Here is a 15,640-nt window from a genome sequence, read left to right as displayed (position 1 = left end):
CAGGTAGCGGGTCTGCACCTACACCTAGAAGGGTTCAATGCGGAAGATCGCCATCTTCAGCGCGCTGGCCGCCCTGGCCGGCGCGCTGTCGGTCCCCTCCCCCAGCCTCGCCGCCCGTCAGGCGGCCCCCGCGCTGGACGTGTTCGACATCTTCTACCGCAAGGTCAACGACTACGGCGTCCAGCTCGTGGACTGGCAGGGCTACCTCGCCAACCCGTACATCGAGCTGACGGTACGCGCGCCCAAGGTCCCCGGCATCAGCTACCCGCTGAAGGTGGACCTGCACGCCAAGGGCACCTCCAGGCTGATGTTCAACATGCCGAGCGAGCTGACGGCCACCGGCGCGACCAAGTCCTTCACGCTCACCGGACCCGCCGACCGCGAGGTCGTGCGACTGGCCATCCACTCCAAGCAGAGCGGCGGCCAGGACGAGCTGCACCAGTGGGTCATGAAGACCACGGACGCGGCCGGCGCCACCGGCACCCAGACCATGCCGATCCGGGTGCAGCAGGACGAGAAGACCCCGCTCAAGCCCACCATCCCCATCGACTTCGACTACCGCTACGACGACATCACCGGCTACTTCAAGGACCCCGCCGTGCGCAAGGCCGCCGAGACCGCGGTGCGCAACTGGTTCGCGTTCTTCGACCTGCAGCCGTTCGACACGGTCCCGGCGGGCGACGAGGTCAACCGGCTGCCGGGCGACGACTGGCAGAACGAGGTCGAGGTCTCCAACGCCAAGCCGTACAACGGCATGTACGTCTTCTTCCGCGGCATCCAGACGCCGTACTCGACCGGCTACCCCACCATCAACGGCAAGTTCCACACCCAGAACGGCAAGCCCACCCCCTACCACCGCTCCACCAGCATGATCCTCGAGTACGACGAGCAGCTGATGAAGCTGTTCACCTCGCTCAAGGACGAGGACTGGTGGAAGACGGACCTCGGCCAGGTGATCGACGTCCAGGGCCTGGTCATGCACGAGTACGGCCACGCGGTCGCCTTCCACAGCGACTGGCAGGGCATGGCGGACTACGTGGCGTCCAAGGGCAGGAACGACCAGGACGTCATCGACTACCAGGGCTACCCCGTGCCGCTCGACACCAGCTACCACGTGCCCGGTGACGACCCCTACTGGGACCGGATCAGCGGGCAGAGCGGCGGCTGGCGGCACGTCTTCCCGACCCGCAGGTGGGAGCTGACCAAGCTCACGCTGCTGATCGCGGAGAACGCCGGGTGGAAGCTGAACAGGAAGCTGACCCCGTTCCTCAAGCCCTCGATCGAGACCTCCGCCGTCCCCGCGGCGAAGGCGGGAGCGGCGTACGAGCAGCGGCTCCAGGCCAAGGGCGGGGTCCCGTTCTACGACTGGCAGGTCGTCGGGGGCTCGCTGCCCGCGGGCCTCAGCCTCGACCGGTTCACCGGGGCGATCACCGGCACCCCCGCCACGGCAGGGACCGCCACGTTCACCGTCCAGCTCAGGGACAACGACAAGCTGAGCACCCCCGTCACGCGTGAGTACAAGCTCACCGTCGGATAGCGAGAAGGAGGGCGGCGGAGACCCCGCCGCCCTCCCCTTTCGTCAGTAGCCGTAACGGCTCTTCAGGTGCCGCCACCAGTCCCGGAACATCCACGCGTCGAAGTCCGTGATGTACGCCGCGCTGCCCGCCTTCATCAGGAAGCAGCAGACGCCTGTCGGAGTCCAGTCGTAGAAGTCGTCCAGACCGAACGAGTGGCCTATCTCATGCAGGAGTATGTGGATGTTGTCGGCGTTGAGGTTCGACATGTAGTACTCGCTGCCGATCCGCTGCCCCCAGTCGCCCCCGGCTCCGCCGCCGAACCCGGCGGTCAGCCACAGCGACATGTCGTAGTGGTGCGACGCGCCGCCCGGGCAGTTGGGGTAGTTGCCGCTCTGGTTGAAGAACCGGCCGCAGGGCTCGGCGCACTGGGGCGCGTTCTCCCGGATGTCGTTGACGTAGATGTCCACCGAGTTGTCGTTCCACTGCAGCTGGGCGCGGTCGCGTACGGCCCAGCCCACGACCTTCAGCGGCACGTTCGCGTACGGCCAGCCGTTGTGGCCGGCCATGACGTCCATCCACTTCTTGAACTGGCGGGCCAGCGCGGCGTGGATCTGGTCACGCTGGGCCGCCGTCACCGTGGCGGTGGTGTCCCAGCGGACGCAGTAGTTGATCGAGCCGCGGTTGGCCATGATCTGGTCCCAGCCGTAGTTGCGGAACCCGTACAGGTTGGGGTACGTGCTCTCGACGTGCTGCCAGACCTGGTTGAGCGGGGTGACCAGGTTGGCCGGCGGGTTCCAGTTCGAGGTGCCGCCGCCGGAGTCGGGGGCCCACGCCTTCACCTCGAGCAGCCCCACCGAGCCCTGGCCGCTCTGCAGGACGACGCGCAGCCGCGTGGTGCTGATCTGCGTGAAGCTCACCTTGTTGTAGGCGTTCACCGCGATCGGGTACGTGGCGGAGATGTCGACGTACGCGCTGCCGTTCCAGTACTGGAGCTTCCAGGAGGCCGGGACGCGGACGCCGCCGCCGTCGTCGAAGAGGTACACGTCGGCGCCTTTGAGCGTCTGGGACGAGCCCCAGGTGAGCTCGGCCCATTGGGTGCCGGTGTTGGGCCAGGTGCCCCAGCGGCGGTTGACGGTGTCATTGGAGCTGGGCGGGTCGATGCCGTCGTTGATCGCCGCCACGCTCTCCCAGGACGAGGTGCAGGAGGCGGACGGCGTCGCGCTCCTGGCCACGTTCGTGTCGGCCAGGGCGGTCTGGGCGGGTAACAGGAACGTGACGATCAACAGGAGGGGCAGGACGGCCAGGCGTTTCATTCGGTCACCTCTGTTTTGGTAGCGCTAACATTGGCGAACGCGGCACGCCCCTTCCGGCGGGAACCGCGCCTGCTTTGATCGCACGGGCTAGCGCTTCCGTCAAACCGGGAGTCAAGGTGTTCTCAGCGACCTGCGGGTTCCCGCTGAAACTTTCACGCCCGGCACCCCGCCGGCGGCGCCGCAGAGCCTGGATTGTCGGGCGGGCCGCGTAGGGTGCCCCGCATGGCGACGCTCATCGGACGGGACCGGCCCGCGGCCATTCTGCGCGGCGAGGTCGAGCGTGCCCTGGTCAGCCACGGCTCGCTGGTGCTGGTCACGGGCGAGGCGGGGATCGGCAAGAGCACCCTGGTGGCGAGCGCGGCGGAGGAGGCCGTCCGCGGGGGCGCCCGGCTGCTCACCGGGGTCTGCTGGGAGGGCGAGGGGGCGCCGGGCCACTGGCCGTGGGTGCAGGTGGTCCGCCGCCTCGCCGCCGAGCCCCTGACGGGATCCGAGGGGTTCGAGCTGTACGACACGGTGACCGGGCTGCTGGTGGACGCCTCCAGGGAGCGGCCCGTCGTGGTGGTGCTCGAAGACCTCCATTGGGCGGACGCGGCGTCCTTGAGGCTGCTGGAGTTCGTGGTGCGGCATGCCTGGTTCGAGCGGCTGCTGGTGATCGGCACCTACCGGGACTCCGAGGTGGGCGGGGCGCTGCCCCTGGAAGCCAAGGCCATCACGCTGACGCTGACGAGGCTGAGCCGGGAGGAGGTCGGCCGGCTGGTGGCCCGCACCACGGGCCTGCCCCCCGACGAGCAGCTGGTGACCGAGATCCACCGGCGTACGGGCGGCAACCCGTTCTTCGTGGAGCAGACCGCCCGGCTGTGGCAGGGCGGGACTCCGCTCGCCACGATCCCCCCTGGGGTGGGGGCGGCAGTGCGGCGGCGGTTGTCGCGGCTGCCGGAGGCGGTGCTGGAGCTGCTGCGGATGGCGGCGGTCCTGGGCCGTGAGTTCACCGCGGACGCTCTTCACGCGGCGCTCACCCCTGTGCCCCGTGATGCCCTCGACCTGCGGGCCGCCTCGCGCGGTTCGGCGGCGGCGGTGAGTTTGAGGGATCGAGCCGCTCTCCCGCACGACCGGGCGCTCTTGGGCGGTTCCGGGGCTTCGGTGGGGTCGGCACTGGGCGGTTCCGGGGCTTCGGTGAGGTCGGCACTCTTGGGCGGTTCGGAGGCTTCGGTGCGGTCGGCGCTCGAGCAGGCGGTGTCGGCCAAGCTGGTCACCTCGCTGGGCTCCGGGCGCTACGCCTTCGTGCACGACCTCGTTCGTGAGACCCTCTACGCCGAGCTCGACGAGGACGAGATCCGTGCCCGGCACGCGGCCGCGCTGCGTGCGCTGGGCTCGGCGCTGCCCGCGACCCGTGCCCACCACGCGTACCTCGCCGCCGTGCCCGACGCGCCCGACCTGCTTCTCACCGCCGCCAGGGACGCCGAGGCGCGGATGGCGGACGAGGAGGCCGCCGGGCACTACCGCCGCGCGCTGGAGCTGACCCCTGCCTGGGAGCCGCGCAGGCGGGCCACGATCGGGCTCGACCTCGGCGTGGCGCAGCACCGCGCGGGCGACACCGCCACCGGCGTGCGCACGCTGGAGGCGGCCATCGCGATCACCCGCCGGCTCGACGACGCCGACCTGATGGCGCTGACGGCTTTGAAGCTGCACGACCTCTGCTACTTCGGCCAGGGCGGCCAATGGGCCGACTTCGTCCACGAGGCGCACCACCGCCTGGTCCGCCCGGCCACGTACGATCCCTCGCGCACCACGATGCCCGCACGCGACGCCACCACCCCCGCACCGGCCAACGCCACACACGACACCGCCACCCCCGAACCAGCTGACGCCACACGCGAGCCGAGCAATGCCACTCATGGGCCGCGCAGCAGCGCACTCGAGCCGAGCAACGTCGCCCACGGGCCGCACAGCACCGCACTCGATCATGGCCGCGCCACGCGGGGGCCGGGCGGCCTCGCACCGGGCTCAGGCGTCACCCCACACACCCTCGACACCCCACACGCCCTCGACGCCGGAGCACGCCGACCCGGCGACGCTCCACACAGGCCCGGCGACCTCCCCCCATCGACGGGCGGCGGCGCCCGTGAGCCGGGCGATGGCGGTGGACGCCTGGACGTCGCGGCGCTGGAGTTGACCGAGGTCGCGGCCGAACTGGCCCGCCGGGGGGATGACGACGAGACGCTCGGGTTCAGCCTGGTGGCCAGGCTCGGGGCCATCTGGGGGCCGGACACCGCGGGCGAGCGGCTGGCCATCACCGAGGAGCTGGCGGCCGTGGCCCGGCGGACGCGAGACGCCCAGCTCGACCTGACCGCGCGATCCTGGCGGGTCGGCGCGCTCCTGGAGGCGGGCGATCCCCGGTGCCTCCTGGAGCTGCGCGGCTTCGTGACGCGCGCCGAGGGGGCCGAGCTGGCGTTGTTCCAGCACGAGGCCGCGGTGCTCAAGGCCATGTTCGCCACGCTCGCCGGACGTTTCGACGAGGCCGGGACCCACATCGACGCCGCCTACGAGCTGGGCGAGCAGCCGGGCATCGGCCGGCGGGACCTGCGCTGGATGCAACGGTGGTCGGTCGCGCTGCTCAGGGGCCGGTTCGACGTGGCCGACAGCGTGCTGGGCGAGATGGAGCGGGCGGGCAGCCGCCATTTCCCGCTCTACCGCGCGGTGACGGCAGTGCAGCGGGGCGACGGGGGCGAGGCCGCCGTACGTCACCTGACGGAGATCATGGCGGCAGGCGAGCAATACCTGCGGTGGATGGCGCCGCTGTGGCTGAGGTTCCAGGCGCAGGCGGCCGCCCTGTCGAAGGATCCGGTGCTGTGCGAGCACGCACGGGCCGCGATCACCCCGTACGTCGGCCAGTGGGGCGTGACCGCCACGGTCGCCGTGGAGGGGCCGTTCGCGCACTGGGCGGCCGTGCTCGACGCCGCACAGGGACGCTGGGACGAGGCCGTCGACGGCTTCACCGCCGCCTACCGCGCGGCCGACCTGCTGGGCGCGCGCCCGTGGTCGATCGAGTCCCGCGCCCGCCTGGCCGAGGTGCTGCAGGCGCGCGGCGACGACGCCTCCGCGCTGATCGAGCAGGTCGAACGGGACGCCGCCGCCCTCGGCATGCTGGTACGCCTGCCGCGCCCGGAAGCCGACGCCTTCCGCTTCGACGGCCAGGTCTGGACCCTGACCTACGCAGGCAGGACCGTGCACCTGCCCGACTCCAAGGGCCTGGCCGACCTCCGTGTCCTGCTCGGCCGTCCAGGGAGCGAGGTCCCGGCGGTCGAGCTGCTGAACCCGGCGGGCGGCGAGGTCGTGGTCGCGGCGCGGAGCATGGGCGGTGACGACGTGCTGGACGAGGAGGCCAAGAAGCGCTACCGAAGGCGGCTGGAACTGCTCGACGACGAGATCGACCGGGCCGCCGAGCTGGGCGACGACCGCCGTGCGGCCGAGCTCGACGCCGAGCGGAAGGCGCTGCTGGACGAGCTGCGTACGGCCGCCGGGCTCGGCGGCCGTACGCGTAGGCTCGGCGACGAGGCCGAACGCGCCCGCAAGGCCGTCACCAACCGGATCCGCAGCACGCTACGCCAGCTCGACCAGCGCCATCCGGAGCTGGCCGCTCATCTGAGGGCCTCGGTCTCCACCGGCGCCACTTGCCGCTACCATCCAAGTCCGCCGGTGCGCTGGTCACTTTGACGGCGGGCACACGGACCTGGTTCAGCGGAGCTTGGCGAAGAACGTGGTGACGTCCTCGGCGAAGAGGGCGGGTTGCTCGGTCGCGAAGAAGTGGCCGCCCCGGTCGTACTCCGCCCAGTGCACGATGTTGTGGTCCCGTTCCGCCCAGGGGCGGATGGTGACGTCGCATGCCTTGGACACGAGCACCCCCGTCGGCACGGTGCCTCGTGCCGACGCGGCCCAGTCCGCAGCCCCGCCCGAGGCCCAGTCCGCGGGCCCGTCCGAGGCCCAGTCCGCGGGCCCGTCCGAGGCCCCGTCCGCGGGCCCGTCCGAGGCCCCGTCCGAGGCATCGCCCCAGTCGCCTGTGCCGGCGTCGCTCCAGTCGTTGGCGCTCATGCTCTCGTAGTAGAACTGCGCCGACGACCCCGCCGTCCCGGTCAGCCAGTAGATGGTGACGTCGGTCAGCATCAGGTCGCGGTCAAGCGAGTCCTCCGGCAGGCCCTCCACGGGCTCCGTCAGCTCCTTGAACTTCTCCATGATCCACGCGAGCTGCCCAACCGGCGAGTCGTGCAACCCGTACGAGACCGTCTGGGGCCGCTTCGACTGGGTTTGGAGGTAGCCGTCGTTGGAGTTCTCCATCGAGTTCCAGCGCCGCCGCTCCTCCTCCGTGAGCCCGTCCATCTCACCTTCTTCACCGACGGGGAAGGTGATCGCGGCGTTGAGGTGGATGCCCACGATGTGGCCGGGATCGTGCTTGCCCATTTCCGGTGCGATGAACGACCCGCTGTCGCCGCCCTGCACCCCGTACCTCTCATAGCCGAGCAACGCCATGAGCTGGGTGAACGCCTTCGCGGTGCGGACGGGACCCCAGCCGGGTCCGGACAGCGGAGTGGAGAAGCCGAAGCCCGGCAGCGACGGGATGACCAGGTGGAAGTCGCGCGAGAGCGGCTCGATGACGTCCAGGAACATCGCGAACGTGCCCGGCCAGCCGTGCAGCAGCATGAGCGGCAGGGCCGAGGGGTTCTCGGAGCGGATGTGGGCGAAGTGGATGTTCTGCCCGTCGATCGTGGTGGTGAACTGCGGGATCGTGTTGAGCCTGGCCTCGTGCGCGCGCCAGTCGTAGCCGGTACGCCAGTATTCGGCCAGGTCCCTGAGGTAGTCCAGGGGGACGCCGCGCTCCCAGCCGGTGCCGGGAAGCTGGTCCTGCCAGCGGGTCATGGCCAGGCGGGTACGGAGGTCGTCCAGGTCCTGCTGGGCGATGTCAATGCGGAACGGATTAATCATCACGATATTTCTCCTGGATCAAGAACGGAATGCGGCGGCGTGCTCCGCGGCCCACTGGGCGAACGTGTGGCCGGGACGGCCGGTGACCTGCTCGACGGTCGGCAGCACGACCGAGGCGGCGTCCGGCGGGTTGGCGCCGAGCTGGACCGCGAACTCGATCAGCTCCTCCCCCGCTCCCCACGCCTCCATCGAGGCCCGATACTGCGCCTCGCTCAGCTCCTCGAACCGGATCTCCCGGCCGATCGCCTCCCCGATCAGCTGGGCCCGCTGCGCGGGCGTCAGCGTCTCCGGCCCGGTGATCAGGTACGACTCGCCGGCGTGCCCGTCCGACACCAGCGCCGCCACGGCCACGGCGGCGATGTCGGCCTCGTGCACGACGGCCCCCGGGTTGTCGCCGAACACCCGGACCACCCCCTCCTCGCGGATGGATGGGGCCCATTCGAGCGCGTTGGCCATGAACTCCACGCACAGCAGCTGCGTCCAGCCGATCTCCCCGGCCCGCAGCGCCTCCTCGACCGAGCTCTCGTCCCAGCTGCTCAGCACGCTGACACGGGTCACTCCCGCCTTCGCGGCCAGCTCGACGAGCTCGGGCCCGGTCTGTAGCGCCGCCTGGTCGTCGCCGCCGACCGTGATCAGGTGAAGCGCGGTCACACCTTCCAGCGCCGGGGCCAGCGACTGCGGCTTGCTCAGATCGCCGCAGGCCACCTCAACGGAGGCGGGCAGCCGGGCCGCGGCCGGGTTCCTGGTCAGCGCGCGCACTCGCTCGCCGCGGGCGACGAGCTGCGCCACGATCTGCCGGCCGACCGTTCCGGTAGCGCCCGTCACGAGAATCGTCATTGCTTTCCTCCAGTCAGAACGTCTCGAATGTCTCGGACGTCTCGGACCTCTCGACCAGGAGGCGCTACATGCGAAATAGCACCCGCTACGCCGCCACCACGCCAACCCGGCGAGGTCGGCCACCTGCAGGCGGGGTGAAACTTTCACGTCGATCCCACCGCCTCTCATCGCTTGACCTGCGGCGGTGAGGATTTCTTGCTCGCCGGTGTTTCCTCCGGCCAGCCGCGGACTTACGGTGACCCCACTTCCCGTTGGAACCGGTCTCGGCCGCGTCGAACTGTCGTCGAAGCGCTTCGATGGACCGGATTCGACACAGTGGTGCCCGCCATCGGCGGACAACAGCGGAAAGGGAGATCATGCTCAGGACGCTCCGCCTCTTCCTCCCGGCATCCATGCTCGTCGCGCTCATCGCAGTGCTCGCCCAGCCGGCACAGGCCGCCGTCTGGTCCTCGTCGGCCCAGTGGGCGACCTGGTCCAACGGCGGCTACACCCTTTACAACAACATCTGGGGCAGCGGCGCCGGCCCACAAACGATCTGGGCAAACTCGTACAGCAACTGGGGTGTCTGGGCGAACCACCCCAACACCGGTGGCGTCAAGTCTTACCCCAACGCCACGAAGAACGTGAACCGGCGGCTCAGTGCTCTCGGCAGCGTGACCAGCAGCTTCAACGTCACCGTGCCGAACGGCGGCGCCTACACGTCGGCGTACGACATCTGGTGCGACGGTCACACCTACGAGATCATGCTCTGGATGAACAAGTACGGCCCGGTCGGCCCGATCGGGTCCCGGCAGACCAGCGCATCGGTGGGCGGCCACAGCTGGGACGTCTACCGTGGCTCCAACGGGTCCAACCAGGTGTTCTCCTTCGTCCGGCAGGGCAACGTCAACTCCGGGACCGTGGACATCAAGGCAATCCTGAACTGGCTCCGGTCCAGGAACTGGTTCGGCGACGTGACCCTGGGCGACGTCCAGTTCGGTTACGAGATCACGTCATCCAGCGGCGGAATGGACTTCCGTACCAACAGCTTCTCGGTGTCGGCGAGCTGACATCGGCCAAATGCAACCCCGCGGAATGTGCGGCGAGGTGTCAGCCTCACATTCCGCGGGGTTGTCTCGTCCATCTGGTGAGGGCAGATGCGACGAAGGAAAGTCGGCGACACTATGAGCACACATTCCGAGCCAGGGCACGACCGGCTCGATCCGAGCCTGACCGCGATCATGAGCGAGCGGCGTAAGCTGATCAATCTCGCCTACCGGCTCCTCGGCTCCTCCAGCGGCACGTCGAACATGCCCTGGAGCTGAAGGACGCGGGCGGTGCGGCGTACGGGGGTGGAGAGCGTAATGTCCGCGCGCAACTACAGCCTCCTTTATGAGGGGTCACGATCGTGTCACTCGGCGTCTGGGGTCCAGACCGCAGGAGCATCATCAGGCCATGGCCGAGAAGAACTCACAGCAGCAGTCCGGACGGTGAAGCCTTCGTCGATCGTCGTAGCCATGCTCGTGCTCGTGGCCGTCCCGACACTGGCCTGGCTGCTCGGGCCGGGAGCCACGTGGGTACTGGAGACCATGGACGGTGTCACCCTCAATGACGACATCCCACCCCCGGCGACCTTGCCCCCGAACGAGCTGACCGCCAAGGACTGGGCCGCCGCCCTCGCATCCGTTCGCGGCAACGTCCTGGCCGTGGCCACTGGCCTGGCCGCGCTGCTTGCGGTGTTCTACACCGCCCGCAACGCCGATACCGCCCGCCGCACCTTCCAACTCGGCGAGCACGGCCACGACACCGACCGCTTCAGCAAGGCGGTCGAGCAGCTCGGCAGCAGCCAAGCCCCGGTCCGGCTCGGCGGGCTGTACGCGCTCGAACAGCTCGCCCAGAATAACCCCGGTCTGAGGCAGACTGTCGTGGACGTCGTCTGCGCCTATCTGCGGATGCCGTGGACGCCGCCGCGCAAGGAGGACCGGCAGGAGCAGATCCGCGCTGCCCAGCGCGCCAGCCGCACCCGGTCACCAGGCCGTGCCGAGGCGCGGGTCACCCGTGACCCGGACGAGGAGCGGCAGGTCCGGCTCACTGCACAGCGTCTCCTCGTCAACCATCTGCTCTGGCAAAAGCCCCGCTGGTGGGAGCGCTCCACCGCCGCCAACCCACTCTTCTGGCCTGGCATCCGCCTCGACCTGACCGGTGCCACCTTGCTCGACTTCAATTTCAACAGCCGCCGTGTCCACCAAGCGCATTTCAACGGGGCGACCTTTATCGGCCCTGCCGGGTTCAACAATGTGACCTTCTCCGGCCCTGCCTGGTTCGGCGGGGCGACCTTCACCGGCGACGTCTGGTTCGGCGAGACGATCTTCTCCGAAACCGCGCGGTTTAACGGGGCGACCTTCACCGGCGACGTCTGGTTCGGCAAGGTGATCTTCTCCGGCGACGCCCGATTCAACGGGGCGACCTTCACCGGCGACGCCCTATTCGCTGGCACGCGGGGCACTCACATCTGGCTGGCGGGAGCGCGGGTGCTGCACCCGGATGGCGAGCACGTGTGGCCGCCGGGCTGGCGCGTGAAGACAGGCCCCAGCGGCGCGGTGCTCGAACGGGACGAGCCGCCCGATGGGGGTGCGGAAAACGAGCAGGTAGGCGAGAGCCCGCCGCCCTACATCGCGGGCGTCAACGATCGGCCTACATGAGGGCTCCAACTGTGCAGCCTTCCTCGGTCAGCCGTTCGAGGAGTTCGACCTGTTCGGCCTCTCAAAAGCCGGCACGGGCGCCACGACCTGGTCGGGATCGTCTGCCACGCGCGCTTGACCAGCATGGAGGCGGCAGCCAACGACGAGCTCGCCGCCCGCAGAGCAGAACCACGCGATCGCTGATTCGCAGACCGGCGGGTGACCAAGCCGCTCACCCGCACGACGGCCCTCTGGACCTAGAGGCCGGCACCTCACCGATCCGAAGCCGAAGCCTGCGACGCTGAGAGCCGTTGTGTTCAGAGATCCCGCGCTCCCCAGCCCCGCTACCACGGGACGACGGGAAGCCCGCCAGGCGGTGCCGGGTGGACATCCAGCCAGCCGCACGGGTTGAACGGGGCCACCTCGCCCTCGTAGCCGGGTCGGTCGGAGCAGCTGCAGGTACGGGTGGTAGTCGCGGGGGTTCGGGTGCCAGCTGGTCGGGCAAGACGTACCCGGTGATGTTGTAGGTGGGCCCGACCAGAGTCACGTGCTGGCCTCGCAAGTATCCCCAGTCGATGCCCAGCCGGTAGACCGGGAGCCGGCCACAGTAGGGCGGGTTGTGCTTGCGGTGGTCGCCGATGCCGTCCGGGTAGGCCAGGCCGTACGCCGGGCGCTGGCCGGTCGCCCCCACTCGCCTCTCGGACGGCTCGCGCTCCAACAGGGCCTGGTCCTCGATGTAGCCGAGCAGGGCGGTGGAGTTGTCGGTCCATCCGCCGTGGGGTGTGTCAGAGCAGAGCGGTTGCTCATGGTCGGGCGGGTTGAAGTGGGTGACCAGATCGGCGTCGACGAGATCCATTGCGGTGATCAGTGCCTTTCTCGCGGGCGTTGCGCACGAAGATCCGCGTTGAGGTGGCGAGCCGGCCCAGCGAGTGCGGGCATGGTCTGACCACCCCGTAGAGAAGACGACCGGTGTGGACGGCGATGCCGTACCCGTGCTCGCGATCGCCTAGACCGCAGACAGGCAGCGCTCGTGCGGCGTGCTTACTCATGGCCAGCGCCGCGACATGGTCCAGAAGCTCGGTGAGCTGAGCTGCGGACACACCGGTCCACCACTGCTGTGCTGCCGCTTGCTCCTGGCGGTCGCGTTCACGGCATGCCAGCTCTTCCCGCAGGGCCCGTCCTTATCTGGGGTATTCAAGCGAACTAGCTGGTCGGGGGCTTGAAGGCAGGTAAGCCATGTAGGCAAGTAGGTTGGCAGCGGCCCGCCGCACCGGTGGATCGTCGAAAGGTCGATCAGTCATCTGATGTGCGCGGCCATGGACCTGAGCTGCACGAATGCCGCTTCGCTCCTGACGCCTGAAAACTGCCTCGGGAGCCATGTCGATTCCGGGGGTGCGCAATCGACGCGTTGGCGAGGGGACGGGCCGGAGGTCCTGTCACCATCACACGAAGTCGACCAGGTACTCACCCCGGAAGGAAGCAATGAAATACATGCTGATGCAGTTCGGCGACGAAACCGTCCTGAGCGGCAAGTCTCAGGGATGGGTCCGGCAAATGATCAAATTCATGACCGAGTTCACCGAAGGGCTGAAGAGGTCCGGTGAACTGCTCGCCGATGAAGGGCTGGCACTCGCGCCGCATGCGAAGGTGGTCAGTCTCGAAGACGGCGCGGTGGCCGTGCGGGACGGCACGTTTGCTGAGCCCAGCCAATCACTGGCCGGCTGGTGGCTGGTGGACGTCGCGGATGAGAACAGAGCGCTGGAGCTCGCCCGTCAGATCGTCGCCGGCGCCGGCGAACCGGTGGAGGTCCGCCAATGCCACGAACCTCCGGTGACGTGAACTGATCAGGCCAGGAGTCCCAGGGTTTCAGGCGTTTCGCAGGCCCTGAGCTGCCGCTCAGGGTCGGTTTCCTCCTGCGCGCCGTTCACCGACGAGGAGTTGGAGGGCCTGCGGAGGTTCGCCGAGAGCGGCCTGGAGGAGCTGTTCCGGTTCTTCACGTTGACCCCGGCGGACGTGGCATTCATCGATACCGATCCTCATGCCGGTTTCGGCCAGCAGTTGGATCAGGAAGGTGTCGCGGGCGTGCCGGGCCAGGCCGAGCAGCACGCCAATCTCCTCATCCGACAGCCGCTCATAGCCCGGGACCGCGACCCGGAACTTGATCGTGCGGGCCATCACCGTCCGGTTCTGAGCGTCATTCATTCGACCGCCTGCGACATCACTGATGCCGTCAACGCCATCGCCGCCGAAGGCCGCCCCGTCGACCCCGACGATCTGGCCACCATCTCGCCCTACATCACCCATGTCATCCGCCGATTCGGCAACTGGATCCTCAACCTCACACCACCAGCGGCCGACCCCACCACGCGTCTCGATCTGGAATCCAGAGTCCTGTTCGCGCCATAGCGGCGGCCGACAGCCCACCTGTCGGCCGCCGCTCAGTGCAGCAGCCACCATCGCCCCTGCGCTTATCGTGCCGTTCCGGCAGGCGCGGCACCTGCACCGCGAACATTAGACGGCGGGTGCGTGGCGGCCGCTGCTCCGGAGGGGGTTCACCCCGTCGAAGCCCGGGGGGACGGCGCTCGTTCTGGGGATGCTGCTCTGTCGCGTGGTGATGGGTCACGTGGTGGCGGGCCGGAGCACATGAGGAGCTGCGCTATCGCGAGCTGGCACCCGTCAACGGCGTGCTCTCCCTCCCGGTGACCTGGTAATCACCATGGACAGCATCATCGACCAGGGACAGATGCATGGGCGGCGGCCAGTGCGTCAGGTCCGCCGCCGGAGGGAGTTCGACGATGCCGTCGGATTCGCGCTGGTCGAAGACCCGACAGGTCCCTAGCGCCCGGAGTCGGAAGGTTCGTTGTGGATTCGTGCGGGCACGAATGGGAATCTCCCGGCGGGTCGGGCACAAGACAGGCGGCCCCGCGAAGACATTGAGATGAGGCGGATGAACACCATGGCGACCGACTACGACAGCCCGCGTAAGATCGACGACGACTCCGGCGAGGAGAGCCTCCAAGAACTCCAGACTCGCCGCGCCGACACGTCGTCCGGCAGCATCGACGTCGACGAGACCGACCTGGCCGAGTCGATCGAACTGCCTGGCGCGGATCTGTCGAATGAAGAGCTGTCCGTGCGGGTGATCCCGCCTCAGGCGGACGAGTTCACCTGCTCGCGCTGCTTCCTGGTGCACCACCGTAGCCAGCGCGCCTCTGAGCGGAACGGTCAGCAGGTCTGCCTGGAGTGCGCCGCCTGACCGGGACGATGATGAGGCCACGGCCACGCCGCCCATGGCCGCTTCCGGAGCCACTCCAACGGCGATCCTGTGGACACCGAGGCGGCCGTCGGCACATCGCCGGCCCAACGTGCTGCCGCCCGATGAGGTGATCTTCAAGGTGCCTTCTTCATCCCTTGCGCCCTCGGTGACGGATGCTGCGCCGTCGCCACTCCGTCGCCCGCCTATCGCTGGCAACGCCCGAAGTCGACAACGTACGTCCCGCCGCCTGCGGCCCCCGCGCCAGCCGGATCCGCCGACCCGGCCGCGACCCCGATGCCGAGGTCTGTCAGCGTCGGGCTCAGGACGATCTGGCGGTGGCCGTACGTGCTGACGTTCACCCACCAGTTGACGGCGGCCCGCGCGGTGCCGTAGCCGGTGCCCCAGCCGGTGTAGGTGGTCTCGGAGTAGGCCCACGACACCGGGTTCGGGCAGTAACCCGAGCCGGTGATACGGCTGTACGGCGTAGAGCCGGTCTGCGGGTTGGTGTGCGAGTCGGCGCCGGGCCGCCACCACTTCAGGCTCGCCGCCGCAGCGGCGTGCGACGTCGCCGCCGAGTCGAGCGAGCTGTTGCGGGTGAGCGCGGCCAGCCCGACCTTGGCGCGTTCGGCGTCGATGAGGCAGTGCACCGCCTGGCCGACCATGGCGAGGTTGCTGCTGGTCGGAGCCGCGTCGTAGTACGCTGCCGCGGCGGCGCACCCCGGCGCGGCCGCGTACGCCGGGGCGGCGCTCACGAACGGGACGGCCATTAAGGCAGCCAGAGCTATGGAGCGAATCACCGTGATCTCCTTTGGCGATGGGATGCTCATGCCCTTCTAGCTAAAGGGCGGCCCCCGGGTGCGTGCATGAGTAGCCCCTTACTCAGCCGCAGCGATGGGCCGGCTGTCCCACCCGAATAGCCCGCGGTAGAAGAAGAAGGGTTGCGGAGCCACGTCATGTTCCTCTCGGTGCGCCTTCGTGTGAGCATGTTCGAGGCGAGTGAGGAGAAAGCCGATCTCGACGGTGAGGGCGATCAAGAGGGTGGGCAGCACCTGAGCTGAGGTCGCATAGAAGGCTTCAGTT

General features: G+C 69.0%; 15 protein-coding genes. 8 read left to right on the top strand and 7 right to left on the bottom strand.

Features of this window, described 5'->3' with window-relative positions; translation table 11 throughout:
- Window positions 1–37: 37 nt before the first annotated feature.
- Window positions 38–1,537 carry an Ig domain-containing protein gene (locus ACIBVN_RS41220; protein ID WP_397145730.1) on the top strand — a complete coding sequence of 500 codons (1,500 nt, stop codon included), beginning with the start codon at window positions 38–40 and terminating at the stop codon, window positions 1,535–1,537.
- A gap of 42 nt (window positions 1,538–1,579) precedes the next feature.
- Here ACIBVN_RS41220 and ACIBVN_RS41215 read toward each other — a convergent pair whose 3' ends face one another.
- Window positions 1,580–2,830 (bottom strand): hypothetical protein, encoded by a 1,251-nt coding sequence (locus ACIBVN_RS41215; RefSeq protein ID WP_397145729.1) that lies wholly within the window; start codon window positions 2,828–2,830, stop codon window positions 1,580–1,582.
- Between the two features lie 222 nt (window positions 2,831–3,052).
- Here ACIBVN_RS41215 and ACIBVN_RS41210 point away from each other — a divergent pair, with 222 nt between their 5' ends.
- A complete protein-coding gene (locus ACIBVN_RS41210; protein ID WP_397145728.1) occupies window positions 3,053–6,544 on the top strand; it encodes an ATP-binding protein in 3,492 nt (1,163 codons plus the stop codon).
- Window positions 6,545–6,565: 21 nt separating this feature from the next.
- On the opposite strand, the gene ACIBVN_RS41205 is transcribed toward ACIBVN_RS41210, so the two are convergent.
- A complete protein-coding gene (locus ACIBVN_RS41205; protein WP_397145816.1) occupies window positions 6,566–7,807 on the bottom strand; it encodes an epoxide hydrolase family protein in 1,242 nt (413 codons plus the stop codon).
- An 18-nt stretch (window positions 7,808–7,825) separates the two neighbouring features.
- Window positions 7,826–8,644 carry an NmrA family NAD(P)-binding protein gene (locus ACIBVN_RS41200; RefSeq protein ID WP_397145727.1) on the bottom strand — a complete coding sequence of 273 codons (819 nt, stop codon included), beginning with the start codon at window positions 8,642–8,644 and terminating at the stop codon, window positions 7,826–7,828.
- 296 nt (window positions 8,645–8,940) lie between these two features.
- Here ACIBVN_RS41200 and ACIBVN_RS41195 point away from each other — a divergent pair, with 296 nt between their 5' ends.
- From ACIBVN_RS41195 to ACIBVN_RS41185, 3 genes are all read left to right on the top strand, one after another.
- On the top strand, window positions 8,941–9,693 hold the full coding sequence (locus ACIBVN_RS41195) for a hypothetical protein (RefSeq protein ID WP_397145726.1): 753 nt from the start codon (window positions 8,941–8,943) through the stop codon (window positions 9,691–9,693).
- Between the two features lie 114 nt (window positions 9,694–9,807).
- Complete coding sequence (locus ACIBVN_RS41190) at window positions 9,808–9,948, top strand: hypothetical protein (protein ID WP_397145725.1); 141 nt, start codon at window positions 9,808–9,810, stop codon at window positions 9,946–9,948.
- A gap of 264 nt (window positions 9,949–10,212) precedes the next feature.
- Window positions 10,213–11,325: a pentapeptide repeat-containing protein gene (locus ACIBVN_RS41185; RefSeq protein WP_397145724.1), complete on the top strand. Its 1,113-nt coding sequence runs from the start codon at window positions 10,213–10,215 to the stop codon at window positions 11,323–11,325.
- A 211-nt stretch (window positions 11,326–11,536) separates the two neighbouring features.
- Here ACIBVN_RS41185 and ACIBVN_RS41180 read toward each other — a convergent pair whose 3' ends face one another.
- Complete coding sequence (locus ACIBVN_RS41180) at window positions 11,537–12,160, bottom strand: hypothetical protein (RefSeq protein ID WP_397145723.1); 624 nt, start codon at window positions 12,158–12,160, stop codon at window positions 11,537–11,539.
- Window positions 12,161–12,786: 626 nt separating this feature from the next.
- On the opposite strand from ACIBVN_RS41180, the gene ACIBVN_RS41175 reads away from it, so the two are divergent.
- Window positions 12,787–13,143, top strand: coding sequence for a YciI family protein (locus ACIBVN_RS41175; protein WP_397145722.1), 357 nt, complete (start codon window positions 12,787–12,789; stop codon window positions 13,141–13,143).
- Between the two features lie 5 nt (window positions 13,144–13,148).
- Here the strand turns inward: ACIBVN_RS41175 and ACIBVN_RS41170 are convergent, their stop codons facing one another.
- Window positions 13,149–13,328 carry a hypothetical protein gene (locus ACIBVN_RS41170; RefSeq protein WP_397145721.1) on the bottom strand — a complete coding sequence of 60 codons (180 nt, stop codon included), beginning with the start codon at window positions 13,326–13,328 and terminating at the stop codon, window positions 13,149–13,151.
- Between ACIBVN_RS41170 and ACIBVN_RS41165 the strand changes: the two genes are divergently transcribed.
- Window positions 13,318–13,710, top strand: coding sequence for a hypothetical protein (locus ACIBVN_RS41165; protein WP_397145720.1), 393 nt, complete (start codon window positions 13,318–13,320; stop codon window positions 13,708–13,710). The genes ACIBVN_RS41170 and ACIBVN_RS41165 overlap by 11 nt on opposite strands.
- 550 nt (window positions 13,711–14,260) lie before the next feature.
- Window positions 14,261–14,560: a DUF4193 domain-containing protein gene (locus ACIBVN_RS41160; protein WP_397145815.1), complete on the top strand. Its 300-nt coding sequence runs from the start codon at window positions 14,261–14,263 to the stop codon at window positions 14,558–14,560.
- Between the two features lie 203 nt (window positions 14,561–14,763).
- On the opposite strand, the gene ACIBVN_RS41155 is transcribed toward ACIBVN_RS41160, so the two are convergent.
- Window positions 14,764–15,357, bottom strand: a complete 594-nt coding sequence (locus ACIBVN_RS41155; RefSeq protein ID WP_397145719.1) for a CAP domain-containing protein — start codon at window positions 15,355–15,357, stop codon at window positions 14,764–14,766.
- Between the two features lie 78 nt (window positions 15,358–15,435).
- On the bottom strand, window positions 15,436–15,640 hold a 205-nt coding region (locus ACIBVN_RS41150), incomplete at its 5' end, for a hypothetical protein (protein ID WP_397145718.1).

Source organism: Nonomuraea sp. NPDC049400 (assembly GCF_044466425.1).
GTDB lineage: Bacteria > Actinomycetota > Actinomycetes > Streptosporangiales > Streptosporangiaceae > Nonomuraea.
This window is presented reverse-complemented; position numbering and strand designations above follow the sequence as displayed.

Bases quoted from the DNA above. Each gene is read 5' to 3' on its own strand.
- ACIBVN_RS41200 (WP_397145727.1), bottom strand. From the start codon at position 8,644: ATGACGATTCTCGTGACGGGCGCTACCGGAACGGTCGGCCGGCAGATC.
- ACIBVN_RS41210 (WP_397145728.1), top strand. From the start codon at position 3,053: ATGGCGACGCTCATCGGACGGGACCGGCCCGCGGCCATTCTGCGCGGC.
- ACIBVN_RS41215 (WP_397145729.1), bottom strand. From the start codon at position 2,830: ATGAAACGCCTGGCCGTCCTGCCCCTCCTGTTGATCGTCACGTTCCTG.
- ACIBVN_RS41160 (WP_397145815.1), top strand. From the start codon at position 14,261: ATGGCGACCGACTACGACAGCCCGCGTAAGATCGACGACGACTCCGGC.
- ACIBVN_RS41180 (WP_397145723.1), bottom strand. From the start codon at position 12,160: ATGGATCTCGTCGACGCCGATCTGGTCACCCACTTCAACCCGCCCGAC.
- ACIBVN_RS41170 (WP_397145721.1), bottom strand. From the start codon at position 13,328: ATGAATGCCACGTCCGCCGGGGTCAACGTGAAGAACCGGAACAGCTCC.
- ACIBVN_RS41190 (WP_397145725.1), top strand. From the start codon at position 9,808: ATGAGCACACATTCCGAGCCAGGGCACGACCGGCTCGATCCGAGCCTG.
- ACIBVN_RS41175 (WP_397145722.1), top strand. From the start codon at position 12,787: ATGAAATACATGCTGATGCAGTTCGGCGACGAAACCGTCCTGAGCGGC.
- ACIBVN_RS41195 (WP_397145726.1), top strand. From the start codon at position 8,941: ATGGACCGGATTCGACACAGTGGTGCCCGCCATCGGCGGACAACAGCG.
- ACIBVN_RS41220 (WP_397145730.1), top strand. From the start codon at position 38: ATGCGGAAGATCGCCATCTTCAGCGCGCTGGCCGCCCTGGCCGGCGCG.
- ACIBVN_RS41185 (WP_397145724.1), top strand. From the start codon at position 10,213: ATGGACGGTGTCACCCTCAATGACGACATCCCACCCCCGGCGACCTTG.
- ACIBVN_RS41205 (WP_397145816.1), bottom strand. From the start codon at position 7,807: ATGATTAATCCGTTCCGCATTGACATCGCCCAGCAGGACCTGGACGAC.